The organism is Faecalicoccus acidiformans, assembly GCF_014202635.1.
GTDB classification, from domain to species: domain Bacteria; phylum Bacillota_I; class Bacilli_A; order Erysipelotrichales; family Erysipelotrichaceae; genus Faecalicoccus; species Faecalicoccus acidiformans.
On sequence record NZ_JACHHD010000001.1, the window covers coordinates 13,499 to 39,772 of the forward strand.

The following is a 26,274-nucleotide window of genomic DNA, read 5'->3' on the forward strand; positions in this document are numbered from 1 at the left end:
GATTATGAAGAATAAAATAATTGGTTTATTAATGGTTTTAGTTTTAGCAGGTTGTGCTACAAGCTCTAATACAGCTGTAGGAATTTCATCAGGAACATCTATAGAAGATATTCAAACAAAATTTGAAGAAAGCACTTATTCTGCGCTTAGTGAATTAATTACAAATACCGTAGAAACCTATGAATATCAAGTTTGTGTAAATACTGAGTTATCGGGAACTTATATCTTGCCTTCGGCAGAATATAATAGCACTGGCGGTATTGGAGAGGTTGATCTTACGCCTAAAAACTGGGATGGAATGCAAGATACAAAAGATTGTTGGCTTGAAGATGGAACGGCATATTCGTATTCTGAAGATAGCTCTAGTTTGTATATGTCCGTTGATGATGGTTCTCTTTCTAAAGGATATCAAATGAATGGTCAAAAAGATTATAATGATCCAAATAAGATTACAGTTAGTTCTTTTTATAATACATATGAAGAGTATTTAGAGAATTCCGAGAATGATCCGGTCACAGATCCAGACGAGATGGAACAAAATGCTAAGAACACTGTAATAGGAAACGTTTCTTCAGAAGTGAATACTTATTTATATGTTAATGGAAATTATGAAGATCTTATTGATTTCAAAGTTACGGTTCAAGAAACTGAAAAAGGCCAAGATGCGATTGTATTAGAACCTAAAGATATGGATGAATTTAACAAACTCTATATGGAAGATGATACTTTTGGAAGCCCGTTAGATGTTTATGGAGTTGAAGATTTAAAAATTGATTCTTTAACTTATGATCTGTATCAGATTATTCTTGTTTTAGATGACAATAACTGTATAAATCAAGTGATTAAACATAGTAAACAAACTGCCGCTTATCAAGATAAAACAACATCTTCGGATGAAATGATTACGAATACTTTTTCTAAAATGAAAAAAGATGAGATTAATACTGATTTAGTTAAGTCATTTTTTACAATGTATGAAAATGGTGAAATTGGAGAAGGCGATACATTCCAAATCGATGAATAATAAGGTGTTAGAAATGAAAAAGTTTATTCTATGTTGTTTATTAATCAGTTTAGGATTAAGCGCTTGTTCTTCTAGTGCATCAGAAGATACTAGTGCAGGTAATACGAATAAAGAATCGACTGAAAGTATTACAATCGTTGATAAAAAAACCGAAGAAGATGAATTGATTGAAGAAATTCGGGAATTATCGTATCAAATCATGGATGAAGAGAAGATGACCTTTACGCATACCCAGGCCTTTAGTCGCCATATTTCTATACATTCTTCTACTGGTGGAATGTTTGGTGATATGAGTTTAAAAACTGTGAAGGGGACAATTGACCCACAAGAAAAAACAGGACGTTTTGAAATCTATTCTTATCTTGATTTACGTGGGTTTGACACAGATTCTGGTGATACCGTTGATAAGTTTGATTCTTTAGATGCTTCACAAGGGACATTGGATACGATTTTTGTTTTAAATGGAGATAAGATTACTGTGGAAAATGGAACCTTTCATTGTGTTGGTTGTTTACCGGCTGAAGAAGATCCTGCAAATCCAGGAGTAGAGGTTTCGGAATTCACGTATGATCAAGCTCTACATGCATCAAATTTAAATACAGATTATTTTAATTATTCTGGAGTTTTGTCAAACTGGATTTTATATGGAACCTATGTAGAAAATGACAGCGTAAAAGTAGAGAAAAATGAAAATGAGGAGGGCGTTCAGTACATTGTTACCGCAACAGTAGAGGATGCTCAAGATTCCCCTACTGGAAGCAGCGCCTTCACTACAGGAGATCATACCTTTACAGAACATGTTACAAATACAATTCAGTTAGATAAAAAGGGACGTGTTATAAGTTGTAAGGTTCAATTTCCATATTCTTGTGATGATACCGGAACAAGCATGCCAAACTTAAGTATATTCACAATTGAATATAGTGATTAATCTCCAAAAAATAGAGGTTCAATATGAAAAAAATTTTTGCATGTGCATTGGTATTGATTCTTGCGCTCGCTCAAATCAATCCTGTGTTTTCTCTACAAATAGATTCAACACAGAGTGGCGAAACAAGTACAAATGTAGAAGATAATCCCAATCAAAATAAGGAGATAAACGAAGATTCATTGCAAAAAGAATCAACTGATCTCATCCAGAAAGACATAGAGTCTGAAGCAGATGCAGATGAACAAGAAAAAACGATTACAGAATATAGCCAGGATGATTTTGTGATAGAAGATGGTGTGTTAACGGCTTATAACGGTAATGATTCTCATGTTGTGATTCCTGAAGGAGTTACAAAAATCGATCGTGAAGTTTTTAAAAATAATGAAACTTTACAATCAGTCATTTTCCCAAATAGTTTGAAGGAAATTGGATACGAGGCATTTTCAAATAGTGGTCTTCAAGGGAATCTGATTTTACCTAAGAATTTAGAAATAATTGATGGATCATTTAGAAATATTTCTTTAGAGTCAGTTGTTATTCCATCTTCTATACAAACGGCCTCAGGTGCCTTTTCAAATTCAACGATTGATAAAGTAATTATTGAATCCGGACTTATAGAAATACCAGCAGGTATGTTTATTTTTTCGAAAGTTATAGAAGTAGAACTACCTGAAACCATTACTAAAATAAATAGGGATGCTTTTTATTGTTGCGATACTTTAAAAGTGATTAATTTACCTTCAACTTTAAAAGAAATTGATAATCAAGCCTTTTTATCTTGTACTTCATTGACACAAGTAACTTTGCCCGAGGGATTGACTCATCTGGGAAGAGAAGCATTTGGTGATTGTACAAGTATAAGAACAATAAATATTCCATCTACTTTAGTTCAAACAGGAGCTGATCCAGATTCAGATCTTTATTTTCAAGGCCCTTTCACAAACTGTAATTTTGAAAAAATAGTTTTCGGAGAAGGAATCAAAGAAATACCATCGACTCTCTTTAATTTAACGGGTATTAGAGAAATTACAATTCCTGATACTGTCACAAAAATAGGTAAATCGGCTTTTAAACGCTGTTTTAACTTAGAATATATTTATATTCCTGAAAGTGTAACTACAATTGAAGATAATGTTTTTGAGCACAGTGATAATGTTACTATCTACTGTAAAGAGAATTCTGCTGCACATAAATATGCGGTGGAAAACAATATTCTTTATTCTTTTGAAGTTCATGAACATGAATATGGAGATTGGGTTACTGTAAAAGAAGCTACTTGTATAAAAGACGGTTTGAAAAAACGTACTTGTTCTTGTGGAGTATTTGAAGAACAGGTGATTGATGCTTTAGGACATGACTTCTCTGAAGAATGGACTATTGATAAGGAACCAACTTGTACAGAAGAAGGTTGGCGTTCTCATCATTGTACTCGTTGTGATGAAACAAAGGATGGAGAAAAAATAGATAAGTTGGACCATTCCTATGGAGAATGGGTCATTGAAAAAGAGGCAACTTATTATAATGAAGGAAAACGATATCATATATGTGAACATTGTCAAAATAAAGAAGAAGAGATCATACCCATACTCAAACCGGACTTTGAGGCACATCCAGACTATTCGTTTGCTGAATTTGAAGTAGTCGATGCACAGAACTTGAATACAATTGAAGGAGCACTTATCAAGTTATCGAATGGGAAAGATACATTTCAGACTATGACCAACGATGAAGGAAAAGCGAAAGTTTTCGTTCCTCATGGTTCCTATGATATTGTCGTTTCCAAAGAAGGGTATATGGATCGCAGTTTTATATATACTTTAGAAACTGGAGAAGTGTCCGTACCTCAGATTGGTATCAGTACAGGATCTGTCGTAACTGGGGAATTGACTGTTACCGAAATGACACGAGATGAGATTCTTGAGGCGGGAATCGATGTCAACGACCCGGATAATGAACATGTGTTTAAATACGAAGTAACTCTGAAATTTAGTGACGGATTAGAAATCTATACGATCCCTTCGGTTATCTTTAAGAACAATAAGGGAGAGGGTATTAAATCCTATTTTGGGGATGAATCCAATACTGGAAATGTGTTTGTGATCGATGCTCCAGAAAAAATAACGATTACAAAAGTTTCTGAATATTTGTATATTGTAGTTCAGGGCCAAACCAAATGGCTGAAAGAAATGTTCCATGTACAGCTTGTCGTAGTTAATACATCTTTGACGGACAAATTAGTAGATTGTACGGCCGAATTGCAGCTTCCAAGCGGACTTTCATTGGCAGATCTTTCAACTGGAGAACAATCCAATCAACAAATTATTGAATCGGTTGATCGCGGACAATCTGAATCATTAGACTGGTATATTCGCGGTGATCAAACTGGTGATTATGGAATTAGCGCTACTCTAAAAGGAGAATTTTCAAGTTTTCATGATCCCTTTGAATATACATTCAAAACTCAAGATCCTTTGCATGTCTATGCGGGAACCGATATGCAACTGACGGTACATTGTTCGGATGCAGCTTATTATGGCGAACCATATACAATGATCTTTGAATTGGAAAATGTTTCAGATCATACGATTTATGATGTTCGGCATCAGATCAAAAATGTCTCTCAATATCAGGTAAAAAAATACACCTGGGTTGAAGATGGAAAAGTGGTTGATGAAGAAGAGGCTTGGAATACTTTAGATTCTCAAGATCTCGGATTGGATGGAATTGTTTTAAAAGATGAGTTTAAACCAGGTGAAAAATTAGCCGTTCTAGTGAAAACAGATGTTCTATGGAAATCACCTCTCCATCGATTTAAAGAATCCGCTTCCACTTTACAGACAATACTTAAATTAGGCGGATTGAGCGGAAATGCGATGAGCACTCTTTTCTCAGCTATTTCATTTGTTGATGTTCGGTATTATTTAACCGATACTTTGGTCTCCTATGCAGACGAAAACACAACACAGATTCCGATAACATTTGATATCGAACATCGTGCTGGTGTTTCCATTTATGATAAGTTGTTTGAAGAAGCGTTAGGGAAATATTTTGGAAAACTTGAATCAGGTGCTGTTCATGTAATGACACAGGGAGGATTGGATAATTATTTCTCAATGATCAAGAAGATGCAGAAAAAAATTAAAGTCCAATCTTCTGATTCAAATACCGAATCCTTTGCGTGGGTGGAAGATGCCGACGGCAGTTCCAATGTCATAAGCATACAAGCAGATGGAGCAACATTGGATGATCAAGGAAGACTAGTGCTCAAAGGCGATTCTGAGATTTCAGTGAATGCATTGAATACGGGACAAGCTTATTTATTGATTCAGGACAGCCAGGGAAATATCACTAAACATCAATTCAATGTACATGAATCTTTCCCAGGGCAGGAAACAATTACTTCGGAAATTGAAGATCTTTTCTATCTTCCGTTTTTAGTGGTTCCATATGGCCAGACACTGTCTGAGGAAATGAGTACCTTCTTAAATGAATTAGGCTGTCAATTGATGTACGACAATGCACCTTTAAAGATTGGGGATTCTATTCCTACAGGTGCGGTGATTTTAGATGAAAATGGGAATGAAGTTTTATCGACTATGTTGCCCGGCGATTCCAACAGCGATACGCAAGTAAACTTGTTTGATGGTTATCATATTCTGAATATGAAGAATCAAAAGTCTTTAACGCAGATGCAGCTGGCTGCATCAAATTATAATGGGGATGGTGTAGCGGATGAAAAAGATACGACATATCTCTTTAACTTTTTAACCCAACAAGATTTAACAACCTATAGTTTACCTGGTATTGAACAATCGGCGTATCAAGTGGATTTACAAAACTTGTTGCAAGGATTGGAGAATGTAAAGGGAATTCAACTGGACATTGATCATGCATCAAATTCGGGAATGGAAAATGCAGCAGTAAAAGTAAACGCAAAAGCCGATTTCAATCAGACTGCATACAATCAATCTCAAGATCGAATCCGTGCTATTGTGGCTAACTATGATTCATTGTTGCCTATTTCTAAAGCAAGTTTAGAAGTCCTGATGAATTCTACACAGGATAAGGTGTCTATTCCTGCTCGAATATATATACAAACAGATACGGAAGAGATTACTCGGGATATCACCCTTACTTTAAATAAATTCACAGGTGATTCTGAAAATGATTTCCAACAAACTGTAGACCGATTTGAAGATACATTGAAAGAACTGGAGAATACGCTTGAAAGTCTGGAAGGCTATGATTCAATCAAATCAGATTTCCTGACGATCATTGATCAAATCAAAGAAAAACTTCAAAAGGCACAAAGTGTGGAAGAAATCCAAGAGCTTCAGAAACAATTGGAGAATGCCTATGCTCAATTCCAGAAAAACCTAAAAGAACAACAAACCCAAGAATCTCAAAATTCTTCAGAATCTACTTCTGACAAAAAGAAAGACGAATCTGAGAGTCAAGATTCGAAAGAGAAGAAAAACTCGGAAAATACAGGCGTAAAAATTGGAGACACATTACTGTTTTTCGTACTTTCTACAGTTTCGTTACTGATAATTATTTTGATACGAAAGAGAACGACTTAATATAACTCTATCAAGAGCAGTATAATCGCTAATTTAACGTAGTGTGGTTTAAGGTTCGAAAAAGATGGTATAAATCTAAGGTAGATATACCATCTTTTCTTGTGCAAAAAAAACGCCTCTTTAAATTCTAGCGGGGTGGAAAAACCCCGCTGTGATTAAGGTTGTGGTCTCTTGACAAACCCTTCATATATATAATCCATTTCACACTATACTACACTAACCTCGGTTAACGATATGCTCCCTTTCAATCAAATCTTTAATTTTTTGTTTAAGTTACATATATTTACTTAAAATCGTTTCAATTTGTGATTTAATTTGTTCATATTCATGATTTGACGTATATCTTACCTCATAGCTATCATTCCATATATAAAACTCACTCAACCCTCCTCTTGGGGGAAACATACTTTTATATTGTTTTGCCACCTCACTAACTAATTCTTCATATCGTAAAGGATCATTAGTTAATTCCGCTTCAAGGTATTGAACTATATTCTTTATGGTTCTCTTGGCATAATTGTTATCATTGTTAGGATTTGAAACAATAATACCGTACATTTCTTTAAATAGTTTTATAAGTTTTATAATAAGTTTTCTTTCATTGTTTTTCATCGTTTTCTTATTGCTGAGAAAAAGTTCTAACGGCTCAAATTTACCATATTTCATGATTTCAATATACTTTATAATCACATTAAATACCATTTTTTCTGCTGTCCCATCGGTTTCAATCTGTTTAACAGTCTGCTCATAAGAAGCGAATACATGATTTAAAAAATTTTCAATGTATAAAATAGATTGGAACCATCTAAGAAGGAAAATCATCATCCAGGTGGATAAATGATGCGATAAGATAATATGGTCATATTATGTGAAATGGTGTCATTGGTTGAATTTATAGTGTTTTTGATTTATAGTAAAGCTCACTAAAGGAGTTTTAAAATCATGAAAAAGAAGAATTGGCCCCTGCGCATACTATGTGCGTTATTGTTTGTGGCTTTAAGTGGCGTAATCATGTTATCGATATATACACTGTCTGCTGAGGATGGATTAGAGTCCGGCAGCCGAAGCGAACAAGTAACGGAAGTATTAAAAGAAGAAGTCCAGGAGCGCTTAGAAAGTACACCAGAAGGAGTGGCTCTCAGCGAGAGAATCAAAGCATTCATCATCCTTCATTCTCCCTACGGCAGTGATTGGAACATGAATGTTAGAAAGCTGGCGCATTTTACGATTTATTTTGCTCTTGCCACGATGTGTTATATCACACTGGCGATTCTTGGAGTAGGGAAGATCGGACGCATCCTAATCACAATGCTGATATGTGGTGTGTTTGCCATCTTTGATGAGCTTCATCAAGGAGACGTCATAGGACGAACCATGTCCGAAAGAGATGTGATCATTGACTCTCTTGGAGCCTTGACAAGCGTGGGTATCCTAACCGTGATTTCTATTTTTTACAGCATTATCAGCTATCCGTTCAGAAAGAATCAATAGATATTAAGACTCTTGAAAATGGCAGGTTCAAGAGTCTTTTCTTTTGTATGAATCTATAGTGGGACTTATGCAATAAAAGTTTTTTTGAGTTGACATCTTCTTGTGGTTAGAATATACTAACTATGTAGTTAGCAATAACTAACCAAGGAGGTGCGTTTATATGAATTATGCATATGCTTCCCGCACGGGAAATGTTGAATCCATTATCCAGCAACTTGGTTTGGATGCGACATTCATTCAATCGGGGGATGAAACAGTCGATGGACCTTTTATTTTATTTACATATACGGACGGATTAGGAGATGTTCCTATGGAAGTAGAAACGTTCTTAATGGCCAACGGCGCTCATTTAAAAGGTGTAATCGTCTCTGGGGATACCGGATATGGAGATGCCTATTGCCAAGCCGGGGACAAGATCGCTGCCGAATATGATGTAGAATGCCTCTACAAAGTAGAAAACGCGGGAGAGCCAAGCGATATCGAGGAGATTTCAAAAATTTTGGAAAATGTCTAGCGAAAAAAAGGCATTTGAAGAAATGCTGGCCTATCATTGCGCCCCTTGTTTAAAACAAGTCAAGATGGCCAATATGTTTCATGTGTCTAGAACATCGTTTCCACATGCCAAGGAAATGGTTCTGGAATATAATGATAAGCTCAAAAACAAGGGCTTAGAATTTCGAATCCTGCAGGCAGAAAAACCGCGCATCACATTCTATTTATTTTCAACGAAAGAAATAGAAAAAGTCCTCAACCAACCGGTGATTCAATCTTTTTTACAGAATCTCGGCTATCCAACGGATTCTGTTTCTGCCTGTCTGGATCATTTGGAAACGAGAATGGAGGAAGCCTCCTATCCGCATGAGATCGGGATTTTCTTAGGCTATCCTTATGAAGATGTACTCGGATTCATTCATCATAAGCCTTGCTGCGGGGTAGGAGCCTGGAAAGTCTATGATGCAATGAATCTGGAGCGTTCCCAAGCTTTGTTCGCTCTCTTTGATCGAATTCGCAATCAATTTATATATGCCGTGGAAAACGGCGCTATGATTGAACAGCTTATTTAACTCATCCTTATTTACTTTACCTATACCTAACCCTTAAATAATCGATCAAAGAATGTTAAAGCCCACTTAGGGCTTTTTGTGCGATAGAAAGGATCATATGAAAGATTTAGGACAATCAAGAGAAGACTATTTAGAAGCGATTCTTGTGCTTAGCCAACAAATATCTTCGGTACATAATATAGATATTGCCAGCTATTTAGGATTTACCAAATCGAGTGTATCGACGGCCTTAAAGCACCTAAAAAAAGAAGGACTGATCGATATCTCTGAATCAAGGGCAATCACATTGACACAAACAGGCAAAGATATTGCCGCTTCCACATACAAGCGTCATCTCTTCTTTACAGAGATGCTGACAAAGATTGGAGTGAATCCCCAAGTTGCTTCAGAGGATGCTTGTCGCCTGGAACATGTGATCAGCGAAGAGACATTTCGGGCAATTCAGGAATATTATAAAAAACATTCTTGATTTTTCAGGATAGACCAGATTGAAAGTGTACAATCTGGTTTTTTGATTAAAGAGAAGTTAATCGACACTAATTAGTCTTGACTTATTATTTGAGTAAGAGTACACTAACTTTGTAGTTAGAGTCAACTAATTAGCTTCTTATAACTTAGGAGGGATTCGATGCCATTGACCTTTGCTGACTTGAACCGTCAATATGTAATTTTAAAGATTACAGGGCAAGATAAAGTCAGAGCCCATTTAAAAAATCTTGGCTTTATAGAAAATGAAACCGTTTCTGTGATCCAGAGCATTCAAGGAAATCTAATCGTGGAAATCAAAGGTGTTCGTATTGCCTTAGACAAGTCGTTGGCAAATCGAATCGTGGTTTGACAAAAGAGAAAGGAAAAAGAGTATGAAGACGTTGAAAGATTGTAAACCGTCAGAAACTGTCGTAGTCAAAAAAATCACTGGGACAGGGGCGACAAAAAGACGCATTATGGATATGGGAATCACAAAAGGTGTCGAGATTCATATTCGCAAAGTGGCACCATTGGGGGATCCCATTGAACTGAACATTCGCGGATATGAATTATCGGTGCGCAAACAAGATGCACAAATGATCGAAGTAGAATAGGAAGGGAGATATATGGAAATAAAAATCGCATTGGCAGGAAACCCAAACAGTGGGAAAACCACCTTGTTTAATAACTTGACAGGATCCAGACAACGTGTAGGAAACTGGCCAGGGGTTACTGTAGAAAAAAAAGAAGGTTCTTTAAAAGGGAGAAATGATGTTACGATTCAGGACTTGCCCGGAATCTATTCGTTGTCACCTTATTCTCTAGAAGAAGTTGTTTCAAGAAACTATTTAGTGAATGAAAAACCAGATGCAATATTGAATATTGTCGATGGTACCAATATTGAACGAAATTTATATCTGACCACACAATTATTGGAGCTAGGCATACCGGTCGTTGTTGCGGTCAATATGATCGATTTGGTAGAAAGAAATGGCGATAAGATCGATCTAGACAAACTATCAAAAGAACTGGATTGTCCGGTAATTGCTATTTCAGCTTTAAAAGGAAAGGGAACAAAAGAGGCGGCACAAAAGGCCATAGAGGTCGCCGGCAGTCATCAAGTTGCTGCTATTCCTTCAATCTATGACAAAACGGTATTATCCGCATTATCCAATATCGAATCGGTATTAGGCAGTCAGATCGATACTTCCATGGCTCGCTGGTATTCTGTCAAAGTTTTTGAAAGAGATGAACGAATCGATGAAATCTTAAAACTGAGTGCCGATCAGACTTCGAAAATAGAACCTATCATTAAAAAGGTCGAAGAGGCAATGGATGATGATGCCGAAAGTATCATCACTTCGCAGCGTTATGATTTTATTGGGAAGATCGTAAGTCATACAGTAAAGAAAAAAGGACCAAAACACGAACTCTCGATCTCAGACAAGATCGATAAGATTGTGACCAACCGTATCCTGGCCTTGCCGATTTTTGTCTTGATTATGTATGTCGTGTATACGATTGCCATGGGAGGTACATCTATCTCGATTGGTACAATGGGTACCGATTGGGCCAACGATGTGCTGTTCGGGGAAATCGTACCCAATTTCTTTGATGGAATCTTGACATCTTTACAAGTCAACGGTGTTCTCTATAGCTTGATCATGGATGGTATTTTAGGCGGTGTAGGAGCTGTATTGGGATTTGTACCGCAAATCTTAGTATTATTCTTATTGTTGTCCATTATGGAAGATGTGGGATATATGTCCCGTGTCGCCTTTATTATGGATAGAATCTTCCGTCGTTTTGGCCTGAGCGGAAAAAGCTTTATCCCCATGCTTGTCGCAACCGGATGCGGCGTACCAGGAATTATGGCCAGCCGCACGATTGAACAAGACCGTGATCGCAAGATGACCATAATGACAACCGGTTTCATTCCTTGCGGTGCCAAGATGCCTATCATCGGCCTTTTTGCCGGTGCGGTCTTTGGCGGAAGTTCCCTTGTCGCAACGAGTGCGTTTGTGATCGGAATTGCAGCGGTTGTCATCAGCGGCATCATTTTAAAGAAATTCAAATCCTTTGCCGGAGAACCCGCTCCCTTTGTAATGGAATTACCGGCATATCACTTGCCAAGTATCGGCAATGTGCTGCGTGCTACCTGGGAAAGAGGATGGAGTTTTATCAAACGCGCCGGAACGATCATTCTTCTCAGTACGATCATTCTATGGTTCTTGCAGGGATTTGGTTTTACCAACGGACAATTTGGTATGGTGGAAGACAACAACACTTCATTGCTTGCTGCCATTGGAAATGCTATCGCTTGGATCTTTGCGCCCCTTGGCTGGGTGGGCGATATGGCATGGAAAGCCACAGTTGCCACTTTCACCGGTTTGATTGCCAAAGAAGAAGTCGTCAATACATTTGGTGTTCTGTACAACTATGCGGAAGTGAGTGAAGAAGGAAATGAAATCTGGACTTTGATTGCCCGAGACTTTACTCCGATTGCTGCATACAGTTTCATGATCTTCAACTTGTTATGTGCCCCATGCTTTGCGGCGATGGGTGCCATCAAGCGCGAGATGAACAACACCAAATGGACTTTGGCAGCTATTGGTTATATGTGCTTGTTTGCCTATGTTTCAAGCTTGATCGTTTATCAGCTGGGAGGACTTTTGTTAGGGGAAGTGACCTTCAGCATTTGGACAATCGTTGCGCTTGCACTTCTGGCACTTATCCTATATCTTTTAGTTAGACCCGGCTATAAGCCAAAATCCGAAGCCTTGGATCTGAAAGGAATGTCGGTTGCCAAATAAAAAGGAGGGAGGATCGTATGGGAAATATCATTGTACTCTTGATTCTTTCCATTCTTGTTGTTTTGATCCTTCGCTATCTATGGGCACAACATAAGAGCCCTAAACAATGTACTGGAGATTGCAGTTCTTGCGGATCACAGAGCTGCCATCTGGATTGGCAGAAGATTCGTCAGGAAATCAAAGAAACAAAATAATTCTTGAGCCCGAAAGGGCTCATTTTTTGATATTTATCAAGTTCTTAAAAATCACGATAAGTACTGGTAAAATGAGGATTTGACTAAGTTTGTCAAAAAAGTGTAATATAGAGTGGAATTGATTTGAGGTGAACGAAATGGCCGATGAAACAAAGAACAGTCAAAGTGCACTTGAGCAGCTCAAGGCACTTCAGAAAAATGATTCAATTTCTTCATTAGACATCAGTGAACCGGCTTTAAAAGGTTTTGATGCTTCAAGTGTATTTAAAATTGATAATCAGTCCCAAGAAACAAAACATAAGATCTTTGGGAAACGTTCTGCTCGTCATGCGACAGTGACGATTCAGGAATCCGTGTTTGACAACGATGATGTAAAAGTTGAAGATATCTTTGTAGCAGACAAATTTAAACCGGATGCTAAAGAAGAGGCGTCAGCTCCTAAGATCTTGTCTCAGGAACCGATTGCGATAAAAGAAGAGCCTGCACAACCAGAGATCATTGAAGAAACTACAGAAGAAGTCAAAGAAGAACCGGTTGAAGAAGTGCAAGAGGAACAGATCGAAGAGATGGCGGAACAGCCAACGCAAGAGTCCGAATCCACTTCTGCTCCCGTTTTCGAAGCTACTTCGAAAGAACAGGAAAAAGCACAGCCAGAAGAAGAAATCGATGATTCAGAGATCGAAACATCTTTGGAAGATCAGACGGATTACGATGAAGAAGAACTCTATGTAGATAAACGGCGGTTTTTACTTTCACAATACGATAAAGAAGAAGAGTATTTAGAAGAACAATCCCAAGAAGGATATCATTATGTCCGGAATGTGGGGAAAAGATACTACTTTGTGAAAGAGGAACCAAAGGATTATTATTATTCAATCTGTTTCTTTGCGGTAGAACCTTCTGCCTACGAATGGCGAAAATGGGAAGCTGACGGTTGGAAACTGGTATCTCGTGTACCGGCTAAGCGAAAACAAGATGCTGGCTGGTTTGTCTTCCGAAACGAGTATGGGCAAGATGAACTGAAAAAAGAAATCCCGAACGAAGCGGAAAAATTCAAATTCTTCAAAAAATATTCGAACTCTTGTCGTTCGACCATGTTCTTGTTCTTTATCTGTATGGCGATTTGTGCCTGTGCCGCCTTCTTGCAGTACATGTTCAATGGATTTATCGCGGTCATGATCGGATGCGGTATATTATTTTTGATGTCTTTTATCTTCTTTTGCCTGTATGGAAGAATGCTTGCCAGCTCCAGTAAGAAAGTTCGTCTTTTAAAAGCTCGCTTGCGTGTTCGAGAACGCCAGGAAGCTTTCAACCAGGAGGGTGAGCTCGATTTGAATAAATCCGAAGAAGAATTAGATACGGAATGGAATTCTTTAGATAACGAAGAGCTGGATCTGGATGAAGAAATCGAGGAAGAGGAAGAAGACGAGGAAGTCGCAGAAGAAAAACCGAAAAAAAGACGCTTTGGCCGTCGTAAATAATGAATTTGTTAAGATAGGAAAGCTTATCAGTGCAAGCTTTCCTTTTTTTATTGGAAAAAGGGATGACAAGAGTCAAGTGTACAGATCAAAATATGATAGATATTTCCTAGGATGCACTGGGCCATAGATCTGTATCATTTAACATTGTTTTTACTGAAAACAGATAGCCGCTAGATATAAACCACTATATGATAAAAATGTCTAGTTAACCATTCATCTTTTAGGTGGTAACAATAGGAGAACCAAAATGGAGCGGGTCATACTTTACGGAAGTCACTATGGTAGTACACTTCAGTATGCAAAAAAGCTGTCAGAACTAACCAATATCCCGGCAGTCCATTATAAAGATGCTTTTGATCTATCCGGGATGCACACCATTATCTATATGGGTGGCCTATATGCAGGCGGCGTTCTTGGTCTTGCGAAAATCTTTCGTAAATTTACCCCTCAAGAAGGGCAAAAAATAATTCTTATAACCGTAGGGCTATCGGATCCAGATGAACCAGAAAACAGAGAGAATAGTCGAAAGGCAATTCAAAAACAGCTTCCATCAAATCTATTGTATCAGGCAAAACTCTTTCATCTTCGCGGCGGGATCGATTATCAAAGACTTTCTTTAGGGCACCGTACAATTATGGCCCTATTATATCGTTCCTTACGAAAAATACCCCTTGACCAACAAACAGCCGAAAACCGTGCGCTCATAGAAACCTATGGGAAACAAGTGAATTATATAGATTTCGGCGCATTGGAAGCGATTATCCAGGAAATAGAAGAGATAAGTTGAACAAGGTCCTGTTTTTTTAAAACTTATGGACAGAGGGAGGTGCATCCAATGTACAAAACAGTGATCGTGAAATATTCCCCGAAGGCAAAAGAAATGGCTTCCAAAATTGAAGAAACGGCAAATGAAATGGAGAAAGAAGGATTTGAACTGATTTCCTGTTCCATCATGCCTTCTTCTAAAGGGATCCTGGTTTTTAAGAAAATTGGGACGGAAGAATCAACCGAATGAAATCCTTATGAGGTGAATTCATATGAAAGGCAAAAAAACGGAACTGCGTATTTTTACGATAGCAGATTGGGAAAAGGAAGAGCGCTATCTGCAAAAGCGACACCAGGAAGGCTGGAAATTTAAAAAATTGAGTTTTCCGGTCTTTTACAGTTTTGAAAAATGTGCTCCTGAAGATGTAGTTTACTTGCTCGATTACGATGAAGAAGGTCAAAAAAATAAAGATGAGTATATACAGAAGTTTAAGGACCATGGGTGGGAATATCTTCAGGATTTCTGCGGGTACAGCTACTTTCGCAAACCAATCGCTCAAATGCAAAGGAAAGAGGATATCTTTTGGAACGACAAATCTAAGTTAGGCATGATGAGACGAGTTTTTGCGGGACGATATATACCCATTCTTATCATCTTAGCGATATTGATTTTGCCAAATCTTGTCGATCAATTCCAGAATTCAGATGCAGATGTGCCCATACTGTTGGTGCTGTTTTTGATCTTGTTTGTAATTTATGTGTGGGCCGTCGTGTCTTTTGCTTATCGGTACTGGAAGTGTAAAAAACGCCTGAAGTGAGCAGCTTGTTTTCAAAAAAAAGAGATCAACGATCTCTTAATGGTCTAACTCCAATTCTTTCATGGTCTTTTCTAAAGCAGCACCAGCCAGCTTACAAGTCATAAGACATTTCTTTTCTTTGGTGTGATGAACAGGCTTTACATCCTTACAAGCCGTCGCACCTAATTCTTCTTTAAAATTGCGAACGCATTTTTGGATCTGAGGACGGAACGTATCCAGTTCCTCATGGGCCTTGGACTGGATCATCTTTTTAGATAGAGCCGCCACCGAACCAATGAGGGCCCCGCAAGTTTCTCCGACAAACATGCCGCCGCCAAATCCAGACATCATCTTCATGGACTCTTCATCCAGATTCAAGCCATAGTATTCGTTTGCCGCATGGATCAACGTCTCAGAACAGTTATAATTATAATCAATATAATACTTTTCGATACATTCATCGAATGTCATATGCATCACCCGCCTGTATTTTTGCACAAAATCTTGATAAATTCAAACGAAAGACATAGACTAGTTGTGAAATGAGGAGGGTTTTATGACAGTACTCGATCGAAGTATCCCTTTTGTCCGTGTTCTGATGGTCATGCCGCGAAACACGATCTATAAAGAAGTTCCATTACATGAAGATTATCATTATGTTTCTTACAGTGAAGATTTAAAAGATGCCTGGTGCAAACTGCAGACAGAGGTCGGCTTGTTTGAAGATTTAAAACAGGCACAAGAAAAGCTAAAGAGCATGTTAAAAGAAGATGCCCAAGGATTCCAACAGAACTTTCTCTTTGTCCAAGATCAAGAAGGAGATCTGGTCGGTTCTGCCGGCTTATGGCCCGGTCATGATTTTGACGGGGATCGCACTCGTATTCATTTTGTTGCGGTCAAAGAAAAAGCGCAACATAAACGAATCGCTCAAAGTCTTTTGACAAAGCTGTGTCTTCAATATGAAAAAAAGCCAAGTAAATATCCTTTGTATCTTGTCACACAGTCCCAAAGCTATGGAGCGATCGCTCTTTATTCCAGACTGGGCTTTGTCCCTTATCTGGGGGAATATCATGATCATACGGCTCAAGAATCTGAAAAAGACTGGGAGATCGTGACCGATATCTTAAGACAACACGCATATTAGATCGGCTCTGCCGATTTTTTTTCTTATCTCGTCAGAAATTGTCATTATTTACACTAGGGAAGTGAATCCGCATGAAAGGATATGCAGGGTGAGGTGTTCAATCATATGATGGGAGCACAAGACAATGTATTGCTGATGTATGGACAATTGTGTACAATATAGAAAAAGATATCCATAAAAAGGAGTGTTGTTCTTATGGCAAAGTCAGCAAATTTATATGCGAGAATCGAGCCCGAAATCAAAGAGCAGGCTGAAAAAATACTCTCTACACTAGGTATTCCAGCTTCTAATGCGATCAATATGTTTTATAAACAGATTATCTTACAGCGGGGACTTCCTTTTGAAGTAAAAATCCCAGACAGAACGCCCACAGACATCAGTGTGTTGGAAACAGAAGAATTACACATAGAGCTGGAGAAAGGATATGCGGATAGGAAAGCCGGTCGAACTAAAGACGCAAAAACGGTTTTTTCTGATCTTCATAAAGATTATGGTCTATGATTTTTGATGTGGTTATTTCCATTCAGGCTGAGAAAGATTTACGAGGAATTTTCGAGTATATCGCTTTTGAACTTTTGTCTTTGGAAAATGCCAAAAAGCAACTGAGGCGTCTGGAAAGACAGATATTGAGTTTAGATAAAATGCCAGAACGCTTTCCGAGATATGGAAAAGAACCATGGTATAGCCGAGGACTACGTTTTGTTGTGGTAGATCACTATATCGTGTTTTATATTCCAGATATTCAAGAACAGGTAGTAACCATTCTTCGAGTCATGTACAGCGGACGCAATATTGAAAAACAGTTAAGCACTCATACAGAGCAATAAAAATTTCATATTACAATGAAGCGGCGATTCCATTGAAAATCAGCCGCTATTTCTATGCGCAAAACTCAGATTACAATGATTGATTGAAAGATATTTTGACCGATTGCAGACTAGCCAGTATCTCTATTATGGGCTCAAAAAACAACGAAATATCTAGCACTCAAGTCTTGACTGTGCTAAAGAATTGCGTTACACTGTATTAGCAATAAAAAGAACAGAGTGCTAAAAAGGAGATGTTTTTATGGCAAGAAAAAAGCAGTTTAAAGCAGAATCAAAGCGCTTATTGGATTTGATGATCAACTCGATCTACACCCACAAAGAGATCTTTTTACGAGAATTGATCTCAAATGCCAGTGATGCGATCGATAAATATTATTATGAACATGCTGGCCATGTCAGTCCAGATGAGTTTTCGATTCGAATCGAGGCCAATAAAGAAGCTCGTACATTGACGATCACCGATAATGGAATCGGTATGAGCAAGGAAGAATTAGAGGAAAACTTAGGAACCATTGCGAAAAGTGGTTCATTGGCTTTTAAAGAACAAATCGAAGATGAATCAAAAAGCGATGTTGATATTATCGGACAATTTGGAGTCGGATTCTACTCGGCCTTTATGGTTGCCAAAGACGTTGTAGTGATCTCTAAGAAAGATGGAGAAGATATGGCGTATCGTTGGCAAAGTGATGGGGAGAGCGGTTATACCATTGAAGAAGCACAGATGGATTCTCATGGATCTCAAATCATTTTGACGTTAAAAGAAGATACGGATAATGATAAGTATTCACAATACTTGGAGACCTATGAGCTTAAAGAACTTGTCCGCAAGTATTCAGATTATATTCGTTATCCGATCAAGATGAATGTTGAAACCTCTAAGATCAAAGAAGAGACGAAAGATTCCGATAAACCGGAATATGAAACGGTCATCGAAGATCAGACGTTGAACTCTATGGTGCCGTTGTGGAAACGACAGAAATCACAGATCACTCAGGAAGAGTATAATCAATTTTACAAAGATCACTTCTTTGACTATCAGGATCCGCAGCGTGTGATCCATTTCAGCGTAGAAGGCAATGTCAGCTTTACGGCCCTGTTATACATTCCAAGCCACGTACCGCAAGGATTCTATAACCAGGATTATAAAAAAGGTTTGCAGTTATATTGCAAGGGCGTGTTCATCATGGATCACGCAGAAGACTTGCTGCCGGACAGCTTGCGTTTTGTCAAAGGATTAGTGGATTCACAAGATCTCTCTTTGAATATTTCTCGTGAGATGCTTCAGCATGACCATCAGCTCAAAGCAATTGCGGGCCGTATTGAAAAGAAAGTATTATCTGAACTGGCATCGATGTTGACAAAAGAACGTGAAGAGTATGAGAAGTTCTGGAAAGAATTTGGAATCAACTTAAAATTTGGTGTCTACAACAATTACGGAATGGATAAAGATAAATTCCAGGATCTGTTATTGTTCTATTCTTCCAAAGAACAAAAGCTGGTTACTTTGAATGAATATGTCAATCGCATGAAAGAAGATCAAAAAGAGATCTATTACGTATCTGGAAAAGATGTTGAGCTGATCGATAAGTTGCCGATCGTACAGACTTTAAAGAATAAGGAATTTGAAGTTCTTTACTTGTGCGATGAGGTCGATGAGTTTGTGATGAACACCTTGATGAACTATCGTGAAAAGACATTTAAGAATGCGACCCAAGGAGATTTAGATCTAAATACTGAAGAAGAAAAGAAAGAACTGGAAAAAACAAAAGAAGAAAACAAAGATTTGTTAGAGTTCATGAAAGAAAGCTTGCAGGATAAAGTAAGCGAGGTTAAACTTTCTAATCGCCTGAGTGAAGACCCTGTTTGTTTGACGGCGGGCGAAGGCTTATCTTTTGAAATGGAAAAAGTCTTTGCGAATATGCCGGGCGATAATCCGATGGGAGAAATGAAGGCGACTCGAATCTTAGAAATCAACCCGGATCATCCAATCTTTGCGACTTTGAAAGATCTTTATGCAAAGGATAAAGAGAAGGTCAAAGAAGTGGCGGATGTGCTCTATGATCAAGCTTTGTTGATTGAAGGATTCCCAATCGAAGATCCGATTGCTTACTCTCGCAAGATCTGTGAGCTTTTGGTCGATAATCATAAGTAGGACATAAGTTCCTACTTTTTTAATGGTAATTTTGATATACTGTCTTCATGATAAAAAATGTAATTTTTGATATTGGAAATGTCTTGGCAACCTTTCAGCCCCAAGAATTTTTAATGGAATTTTTCCAAGATGAACAGATCGTTGAGGATCTTTATCATCTCTTTTTTAAAACAGATCTATGGAATCAGTATGATCAAGGTCTGTTGAATGGAGATACGCTAAAACAAAAGGCGATTGCCCGAATGCCGCAGTACCAAAATGAAATTAAATCGATGATTCCGGCTTGGGCATCTTATGTCAGACCCATTGAATCGAGTGTAGACTTGGTGCGTTTTTGTCAAGAAAAGGGATTAAAGACGTTTATTCTTTCGAATATTCCCCAAGATTGTCATATTTATTTTCAGAAACATTACGGCTTTTTTGATCAGATGGATGGCGGAATCTGGTCTTATCAAGATCATCTGATCAAACCCGATCCCAAAATCTATGAATTATTATTATCGCGGTATTCTTTAAAGGCGAATGAATGTCTATTTATTGATGATCATATCGAGAATCTTGATGAAGCCCGCAGACACGGAATCTATACGATCCATTGTACTCAGGCAGATAATCTGCCAGAACTAGTAAAGAGGTTTATCTATGAAATGCAATGTCAGTAAACTATGTGGCGGCTGTCCTTATCTTGCACTGCCTTATGAAACACAACTGAGATTAAAACAAAAACAAGTGGAAGAGCTGTTAAAGGCAAATCATCTAAAGATGAAAGTCAACTCTGTAATCGGTGCTAAAAAGATTCAGGAGTACCGAAATAAGGTAATTGTTGGCTTTGCCAAACATAAAGGAAAGATCGTTTCTGGTTTATATGCCGCTCATTCTCATCGCGTCATTGCGACCAGACATTGTCTGATGCATCCCGAATTGATCAATCGCATCATTCAAAGAATCACGGAATACTTAGATTCGATGAAGATCGAGCTCTATAACGAGAGAACCGGGACTGGCTTGTTGCGACATGTGGTGATTCGTTATGCCCAGAATACCAAAGAAGTGCTGATTGTTTTCGTGACGGCGAAATCTCAATTTCCTTCTCGTCGAAATCTGGTCAACTTGCTTGTCAAAGAATTTCCGGAAATCAAAACGATCTTACAGTCTGTCAATGCGCGCCAGACTTCTGTCGTAATGGAAAATGAAGCCTTCATCCTTTATGGCGAAGGAGTGATTACGGATGAACTCTGTGGTCTGGACTTTACGATGACGGCCAATTCGTTTTATCAGATCCATCATGATCAGTGCGAAAGACTATACCAGCTGGCTAAGAAAAAACTGCATCTTTCCGGTCGGGAAAAAGTCTTAGATACGTATTGTGGAATCGGTACGATCGGTTTGACCTTGGCGGACCAATGTAAAAGAGTGACCGGTGTTGAGATCAACGAGGACTCGATTGCACTTGCCAAAGAAAATGCGAGACAAAACCATATTCGCAATGCGGAGTTTGTGGCGATGGATTCCACCAAGTTCATGATGGAAGCCAAACACTTTCATCATAGTTTTGATGTACTCATCTTAGATCCGCCGCGAGCTGGTACAACCAAGACCTTTATTGAAAGTGCCTGCAGCCTGCATCCTCAAAAGATCCTTTATATCTCTTGTGATCCGAAAACATTGGTTCGAGATCTAAAGACCTTTTTCCAATTGGGATATCAGAGCCGGTCACTCGATCTTGTCGACATGTTTCCGAATACGGAGCACGTCGAGACTATAGTGTTGCTACAAAAGTTGAACTCGTAGAAATCCTTTATTTTAAGCACTTTTACGAGCATTTCACCTTCGGTGAGACCGACTGGTCGAAACGCGGAAAACGCCTCGAAAAGTATGTCCGGGTGGCTATAGCAATAGAACTCGTCACTGTAGGCACAAAACTTGAGGACTTATAGACAATAGAATATCACGTTGATTATGGACGTTTATTTTCTGCATTTCGCAGTAAGTAAGCGTCCTTTTTTTGTTGCAGAAAAATGAGGAAAGGAGGAGAGCAGATGGAGTTTGACTATTTCTACGGACCGGAAGATGCCGAGCAGTATCAGTTCTATCGGATCCCGAAGCTGCTGATCACCAGCGAGCAGTTTAAAGATGTCTCGGTCGAGTCAAAGCTTCTGTATGGTCTGATGCTGGACCGGCTCTCTTTATCGATAAAGAATGGATGGTTCGATTCGCTCAATCGGGCGTACATCATCTACACCGTCGAAGATGTTATGGAGGATATGCACTGCGGGAACCAGAAAGCTATCAAGCTGATCGCGGAGCTGGAGAAGCAAGCCGGGCTCATCAAGAAGAAGCGACAGGGACTTGGAAAGCCGTCTTTGATCTATGTTCTGAAGTTTTCCACAGTCTGTCCACAGAAGGATTCAGAATCACATTTCAAGAAATGTGAAAATCACACTTCTGGAGATGTGAAAACTACACATCAAGAAATGTGGGAATCACACGGTAATAAAACTAATCAAAACCAGACTGAAAATAATGAGACTGATCTTATCCATCTGTCCGTGAATGTCGCCGGCATGGACCGGGAATCTGATGGGATGGATGGGATGAGAGAGGATCCTATCGAAAAAAGAAAATCGTACGGAATTCATCAGGGCGAAGCAGAATGCGGATGTGATCTTGAACAGACAGGAAGCCGAAAGAGCAGATCAGGATCGAACAAAGTAGCAATTACGATGCTTTACAGGCGGAAGATAATAATATATTGACAAATATATTGTCATTGTATTATAGTGGGGTCACGGAGGTAAATGCGATGAATGAGATTGAGAGACTCCAGAAATATCTATTATTAGTCAGACGAACTGTTGGTTGGTCTGCAGAAGAGTTTGGCGAACGTATTGGTGTAACAAGACAGACGATCAATAACCTAGAAGCAGGAAGAAATAAACTAACTAAAACGCAATATATTGCCATGCGCAGTGTACTGGATGCAGAAGTCGCCGCATACCCTGATGAAACAGAGATGTTGCGGCTGATTCTTGATGTGTTTGTTGATAATCCTGACAAATACAAAGAGGAGGACAGAGAAAAAATCCTAAATCAGGCTAATATGGTTACTCCATCAATTCTGGCAGGCTCTACTTCCAGAAAGGACGTTTCAAAGTCCATGATAACATTTGCCGCAGCAATGGGTGTTATGCTTGGGGCGCTTGGTCCCATTGCATCCGCTATTGGAAGCAGTGCATGGATCGCTAAAACCATTCTCGGCAAGAAGAGATGATTATGGACCTAACGTACGGATTAGGGGAGGAAATATACGGTATGAGTGAAGTAAGTGCATCTATCATCCCCCGTGATGAGGTCCATATTCTTGTGACAGAAGCGGACAAAACGGGTCAAGATATTCTTGCAATGAGTGATTTCTTTGGCGGCTATGTACAGCAGCTGGCAGACTCCATACGGGTCAATGCTGTGAACACATTTGTTCCTGACATTCCGATTGCAGATTTGGGGCTTATAGGAGAGGTTGTTCAAAGAGCAGAGGTAATCTCACAAGGAACAACGCAGCTGCTTCCTGATTTTGAGCATCTTCCTAAAGATATTCGACAGAAGCTCAAGGATGGGGTTTATAAGATCGGAGAATCAAAACAGGTAGATGGCAATATGCGGGCTGTCATCGTTGATGAAACCGGGACGAGAGTAAAAGATGTGACGCTTAAAGAGGTCAACATGAATCCTGGAACTCTTGAAGCATCGCGCTCGATTGCAAATCAGCTGCAGATGCGTCAAATATATATGAAGCTGGAATCGATTCAGGATATGCAGTATTTCCAGATAGCTCGCGATCGTGATAGGGATATTAAAGTCCCGGTGCTTGATGCTAGATATTACATTTTAAAAGCACAGAGCGACAATTGCACAGACGAGGAGAGAAAAGAATACCTTGAAAAAGCTTCCGATAAACTTTTATCTGCGAGAAACAGCTTATACTCGGACATGGAAACGTCAAATAATCATTTGATGAAATGGACGAGCCTGCCAATTATGCAACCAGGGTTTATTAAAAAGAGCTACATCGGATATCTGACAGAAGACATCCAGATTGTTACAAAAGTGGTTGGCTTAAGAATGCAGGTGCTCGATTATTTGGGCGATACAGCTGGAGCTCAGATAGAGATGAATCAGTATAAAAGTGTGATGAGGGATTTCTTTACAAAAGAACTTCCAGGCAGAGGATACTCAGCAGCGGAGATGATTCATCTTAACTACCCATATACTGTTGAAAACCGAGATTGTTGGCTTCAGTTATCTCAGGATTTGCAGCCGGCGCTAAGGTTAAGCCAGCCGGAGGAGAGTGAGCATATATATCTTGTATCAATAGAGGAGGAAGAGAATGGCGGAGAATAAGAAATGCTGGGCGTGCAAAAGAACACTTGTTGGCGACTCAAAGCTTGGGCTGTGTCCTGACTGTCTGAATAAATACGGTTCTCCGGCGGCTGCAGTTTTAGCTGTTGGAGCTACTGTTGGAGTTCGGCAGCTAGTGAAAAACGGTGGAAAGATAGTCAAGCTTGCAGCAAAAATCGTGCGACATTAAGTAAAAAACTGCTGGATAGTAACTCCTGCTTTTTAAAGCACGGTGAAATGGTTGCGTTTGGAAAGAGCTCAGACATTATTCGAGATGATTTACTGCATGAAATCTATGGGAATTATGTCTCTTTGGATTACGGGGAGAAAGTTTCCTCAATCGTGTTTGATCTGGATCTGAACACAAAATAATAGAAGTAGGCTGGTAGTAGGCTATGAGCGAAAAGAAAGATCGAGGCTGGGATTATCTGAATTCCAATAGTGATGATGATTTTGATTATGATCCCGATGGCGATGGCAGTTGGGGGTATCAAAACGAGGATGGCAGCGGAAGCTTTTATGGTGCTGACGGCAGTTGGGGCTATAAGAATTCTGATGGCAGTGCTTCTTACTACGGGAACGACGGTAGCTGGGGATATCGCAATTCTGATGGCAGTGGCTCATATTACGGGAATGATGGAAGCTGGGGCTATAGGAATTCTGATGGAAGCGGCTCATTTTATGAAGCAGATGGAGATTCACATTACTATGATTCAAGTGATGAGGATGATTCAGATTCATCATCCTCATCTTCAGACTCAGGCGCAGAAGCACTTGGGACTCTGCTCGGCTTTGGTTTAGCCGCATTCATGGCCCATAAAAGCAAAAAGGACCAGGAACGGCGTGAAGAGGAAGAACGGCAGGAGCAAGCGAGAATACAGCGGGAAATCCAAGAAGAGGCAAGAAGAAACAGGGCGAGAGAGAACAGAGCCAAGAGGATTTCTTTCTATGGACGGCACTGGAAAGCAATTTTGCTTCTTATAGTCATTCTTGCCGGCACAGGGTTCGGATATTACAAATACACGGAGTTTCAGAAGCTTATTGAGGTCAGCATCTCATCAGAGAATCTTGTTGGGCGCGACCATACTTCTGTAGAAAAGGCATTGCAATCTGCTGGCTTTAACAATATCCATGACGATATTCAGAATGACCTGGGAATTGACGATGCCAAAAAAGAAGGTGTTGTTACGGCTGTGAGCATCAGTGGCGAAACAGACTTCACTTCAACGTCCCGCTTTCCATACGATGCACGTGTTGAAATAACTTATCATGTGGTGAAAGAAATCACCGTACCGATGTCTGCTAAATCAGCAAAGAAGCTGGTCTATACAGATCTGGAAGAACAGTTTAAGGATGCCGGCTTTGTAAACATCACATTAGAGGCTGAGTATGACTTGATTACGGGATGGATCACTAAGGACGGATCTATTGAATCTGTTTCTGTCAATGGGGAGACATCGTTTGATGAATATGCTTCCTATAGACCTGACGTTCCAGTAGTGATTACTTATCATACATTTTCAAAGAATAAGGACGACTAATTATGGAGCTATCAAGATTTGACTACTATCTTATAGCCATCAACGCTATCGGTTTTATACTGTACCTCGTGAATACATGGCTTTATTCACATACTGCGGAAGGGCAGATAGACAGGATCCTGACTATTACTTCTCTTCTTGGCGGCTCTTTGGGAATTGTAATTGCCATATTACTGTTCGACAGGAAGTCCGTTAAGGATAATATGATGTCGAGAGTATTTGTGATCTGTGTGCTGATCATACAGATCATCATATTTTTGATGGTGAAGGGGCATATTAAAACGGATCTGACCTTTGCGTTCTGGGAATTCTTTGGTGCACACAAAATAATCATCGTATATCTGTTGGCGATCAATATAGTCACGTTGATTGCATTTGCTGTCGATAAAATCGCTGCGATTGAACATAGGTCAAGAATAAGAATTGTGACACTTCTTGCCTTGGCTTTCATAGGAGGATCAATCGGTGCGCTGATTGCTATGTATGTTTTCCACCACAAGACGAAACAGGACTATTTTTCTGTGGGGGTTCCTTTGATTATGCTGATGCAGGCAGTGGTTATCTTTTTCCTGATGAACGGGAAAATATAAGTCGCTTCACAGGCGAC

The 26,274-nt window shown here is 39.2% G+C and carries 29 protein-coding genes; 27 read left to right on the top strand and 2 right to left on the bottom strand.

Translation table 11 applies throughout. The features are described from left to right. Window positions 1-4 precede the first annotated feature (4 nt). The 3 genes from HNQ43_RS00080 to HNQ43_RS00090 are packed head-to-tail and all read left to right on the top strand — an operon-like array spanning window position 5 to window position 6,535. Entirely contained in the window at window positions 5-1,024 is a 1,020-nt protein-coding gene (locus HNQ43_RS00080; protein WP_183373653.1) for a putative periplasmic lipoprotein, read from the top strand. A gap of 13 nt (window positions 1,025-1,037) precedes the next feature. Continuing rightward, window positions 1,038-1,955, top strand: coding sequence for a hypothetical protein (locus HNQ43_RS00085; RefSeq protein WP_183373655.1), 918 nt, complete (start codon window positions 1,038-1,040; stop codon window positions 1,953-1,955). Between the two features lie 23 nt (window positions 1,956-1,978). Further along, window positions 1,979-6,535 (top strand): leucine-rich repeat protein, encoded by a 4,557-nt coding sequence (locus tag HNQ43_RS00090; RefSeq protein WP_183373657.1) that lies wholly within the window; start codon window positions 1,979-1,981, stop codon window positions 6,533-6,535. Between the two features lie 273 nt (window positions 6,536-6,808). Here the strand turns inward: HNQ43_RS00090 and HNQ43_RS00095 are convergent, their stop codons facing one another. After that, complete coding sequence (locus HNQ43_RS00095; RefSeq protein WP_183373659.1) at window positions 6,809-7,201, bottom strand: hypothetical protein; 393 nt, start codon at window positions 7,199-7,201, stop codon at window positions 6,809-6,811. Window positions 7,202-7,477: 276 nt separating this feature from the next. On the opposite strand from HNQ43_RS00095, the gene HNQ43_RS00100 reads away from it, so the two are divergent. From HNQ43_RS00100 to HNQ43_RS00155, 12 genes are all read left to right on the top strand, one after another. Further along, window positions 7,478-8,026, top strand: a complete 549-nt coding sequence (locus HNQ43_RS00100) for a VanZ family protein (RefSeq protein ID WP_221247944.1) — start codon at window positions 7,478-7,480, stop codon at window positions 8,024-8,026. A 160-nt stretch (window positions 8,027-8,186) separates the two neighbouring features. Then, complete coding sequence (nrdI, locus tag HNQ43_RS00105; RefSeq protein ID WP_183373661.1) at window positions 8,187-8,540, top strand: class Ib ribonucleoside-diphosphate reductase assembly flavoprotein NrdI; 354 nt, start codon at window positions 8,187-8,189, stop codon at window positions 8,538-8,540. After that, complete coding sequence (locus tag HNQ43_RS00110; RefSeq protein ID WP_183373663.1) at window positions 8,533-9,090, top strand: DUF3793 family protein; 558 nt, start codon at window positions 8,533-8,535, stop codon at window positions 9,088-9,090. Before nrdI ends, HNQ43_RS00110 begins: the two co-directional genes overlap by 8 nt. A 97-nt stretch (window positions 9,091-9,187) precedes the next feature. Further along, window positions 9,188-9,559 (top strand): metal-dependent transcriptional regulator, encoded by a 372-nt coding sequence (locus tag HNQ43_RS00115; RefSeq protein ID WP_183373664.1) that lies wholly within the window; start codon window positions 9,188-9,190, stop codon window positions 9,557-9,559. Between the two features lie 159 nt (window positions 9,560-9,718). Further along, window positions 9,719-9,928 carry a FeoA family protein gene (locus HNQ43_RS00120; RefSeq protein ID WP_183373666.1) on the top strand — a complete coding sequence of 70 codons (210 nt, stop codon included), beginning with the start codon at window positions 9,719-9,721 and terminating at the stop codon, window positions 9,926-9,928. Between the two features lie 22 nt (window positions 9,929-9,950). Continuing rightward, window positions 9,951-10,172 carry a FeoA family protein gene (locus tag HNQ43_RS00125; protein WP_183373668.1) on the top strand — a complete coding sequence of 74 codons (222 nt, stop codon included), beginning with the start codon at window positions 9,951-9,953 and terminating at the stop codon, window positions 10,170-10,172. Window positions 10,173-10,184: 12 nt separating this feature from the next. Beyond that, window positions 10,185-12,371 (top strand): ferrous iron transport protein B, encoded by a 2,187-nt coding sequence (gene feoB / locus HNQ43_RS00130; protein ID WP_183373670.1) that lies wholly within the window; start codon window positions 10,185-10,187, stop codon window positions 12,369-12,371. A gap of 17 nt (window positions 12,372-12,388) precedes the next feature. Beyond that, window positions 12,389-12,565 carry a FeoB-associated Cys-rich membrane protein gene (locus tag HNQ43_RS00135; protein WP_183373672.1) on the top strand — a complete coding sequence of 59 codons (177 nt, stop codon included), beginning with the start codon at window positions 12,389-12,391 and terminating at the stop codon, window positions 12,563-12,565. Window positions 12,566-12,702: 137 nt separating this feature from the next. Next, a complete protein-coding gene (locus HNQ43_RS00140; RefSeq protein ID WP_183373674.1) occupies window positions 12,703-14,046 on the top strand; it encodes a DUF2812 domain-containing protein in 1,344 nt (447 codons plus the stop codon). Between the two features lie 247 nt (window positions 14,047-14,293). Further along, a complete protein-coding gene (locus HNQ43_RS00145; RefSeq protein WP_183373675.1) occupies window positions 14,294-14,833 on the top strand; it encodes a flavodoxin domain-containing protein in 540 nt (179 codons plus the stop codon). Between the two features lie 48 nt (window positions 14,834-14,881). Next, window positions 14,882-15,061 carry a hypothetical protein gene (locus HNQ43_RS00150; RefSeq protein ID WP_183373676.1) on the top strand — a complete coding sequence of 60 codons (180 nt, stop codon included), beginning with the start codon at window positions 14,882-14,884 and terminating at the stop codon, window positions 15,059-15,061. A 22-nt stretch (window positions 15,062-15,083) separates the two neighbouring features. Further along, window positions 15,084-15,629 (top strand): DUF2812 domain-containing protein, encoded by a 546-nt coding sequence (locus tag HNQ43_RS00155; protein ID WP_183373677.1) that lies wholly within the window; start codon window positions 15,084-15,086, stop codon window positions 15,627-15,629. Window positions 15,630-15,665: 36 nt separating this feature from the next. On the opposite strand, the gene HNQ43_RS00160 is transcribed toward HNQ43_RS00155, so the two are convergent. Beyond that, window positions 15,666-16,079 (bottom strand): C-GCAxxG-C-C family protein, encoded by a 414-nt coding sequence (locus HNQ43_RS00160; RefSeq protein ID WP_183373678.1) that lies wholly within the window; start codon window positions 16,077-16,079, stop codon window positions 15,666-15,668. Window positions 16,080-16,164: 85 nt separating this feature from the next. On the opposite strand from HNQ43_RS00160, the gene HNQ43_RS00165 reads away from it, so the two are divergent. From HNQ43_RS00165 to HNQ43_RS00220, 12 genes are all read left to right on the top strand, one after another. Continuing rightward, window positions 16,165-16,752 carry a GNAT family N-acetyltransferase gene (locus HNQ43_RS00165; RefSeq protein ID WP_183373679.1) on the top strand — a complete coding sequence of 196 codons (588 nt, stop codon included), beginning with the start codon at window positions 16,165-16,167 and terminating at the stop codon, window positions 16,750-16,752. Between the two features lie 195 nt (window positions 16,753-16,947). Further along, entirely contained in the window at window positions 16,948-17,253 is a 306-nt protein-coding gene (locus tag HNQ43_RS00170; protein WP_183373680.1) for a type II toxin-antitoxin system RelB/DinJ family antitoxin, read from the top strand. Beyond that, window positions 17,250-17,579 carry a type II toxin-antitoxin system RelE/ParE family toxin gene (locus HNQ43_RS00175; protein ID WP_183373681.1) on the top strand — a complete coding sequence of 110 codons (330 nt, stop codon included), beginning with the start codon at window positions 17,250-17,252 and terminating at the stop codon, window positions 17,577-17,579. The genes HNQ43_RS00170 and HNQ43_RS00175 overlap by 4 nt, the downstream gene beginning before the upstream one ends. Before the next feature lie 241 nt (window positions 17,580-17,820). Continuing rightward, window positions 17,821-19,731 carry a molecular chaperone HtpG gene (gene htpG, locus HNQ43_RS00180; protein WP_183373683.1) on the top strand — a complete coding sequence of 637 codons (1,911 nt, stop codon included), beginning with the start codon at window positions 17,821-17,823 and terminating at the stop codon, window positions 19,729-19,731. A gap of 47 nt (window positions 19,732-19,778) precedes the next feature. Further along, window positions 19,779-20,393, top strand: a complete 615-nt coding sequence (locus HNQ43_RS00185) for an HAD family hydrolase (RefSeq protein ID WP_183373685.1) — start codon at window positions 19,779-19,781, stop codon at window positions 20,391-20,393. Continuing rightward, window positions 20,374-21,522, top strand: a complete 1,149-nt coding sequence (gene rlmD, locus HNQ43_RS00190) for a 23S rRNA (uracil(1939)-C(5))-methyltransferase RlmD (protein WP_183373686.1) — start codon at window positions 20,374-20,376, stop codon at window positions 21,520-21,522. The genes HNQ43_RS00185 and rlmD overlap by 20 nt, the downstream gene beginning before the upstream one ends. A 248-nt stretch (window positions 21,523-21,770) precedes the next feature. Then, window positions 21,771-22,487, top strand: a complete 717-nt coding sequence (locus tag HNQ43_RS00195; protein WP_183373688.1) for a replication initiator protein A — start codon at window positions 21,771-21,773, stop codon at window positions 22,485-22,487. A gap of 47 nt (window positions 22,488-22,534) precedes the next feature. After that, entirely contained in the window at window positions 22,535-23,002 is a 468-nt protein-coding gene (locus tag HNQ43_RS00200) for a helix-turn-helix transcriptional regulator (RefSeq protein WP_183373690.1), read from the top strand. A gap of 41 nt (window positions 23,003-23,043) precedes the next feature. Further along, window positions 23,044-24,129, top strand: coding sequence for a hypothetical protein (locus HNQ43_RS00205; protein ID WP_183373692.1), 1,086 nt, complete (start codon window positions 23,044-23,046; stop codon window positions 24,127-24,129). Next, complete coding sequence (locus HNQ43_RS00210; protein WP_183373694.1) at window positions 24,116-24,316, top strand: hypothetical protein; 201 nt, start codon at window positions 24,116-24,118, stop codon at window positions 24,314-24,316. The genes HNQ43_RS00205 and HNQ43_RS00210 overlap by 14 nt, the downstream gene beginning before the upstream one ends. A gap of 205 nt (window positions 24,317-24,521) precedes the next feature. Next, window positions 24,522-25,667, top strand: a complete 1,146-nt coding sequence (locus HNQ43_RS00215) for a hypothetical protein (protein ID WP_183373696.1) — start codon at window positions 24,522-24,524, stop codon at window positions 25,665-25,667. 2 nt (window positions 25,668-25,669) lie between these two features. Beyond that, complete coding sequence (locus HNQ43_RS00220; RefSeq protein ID WP_183373698.1) at window positions 25,670-26,257, top strand: DUF1294 domain-containing protein; 588 nt, start codon at window positions 25,670-25,672, stop codon at window positions 26,255-26,257. Window positions 26,258-26,274: the final 17 nt, after the last annotated feature.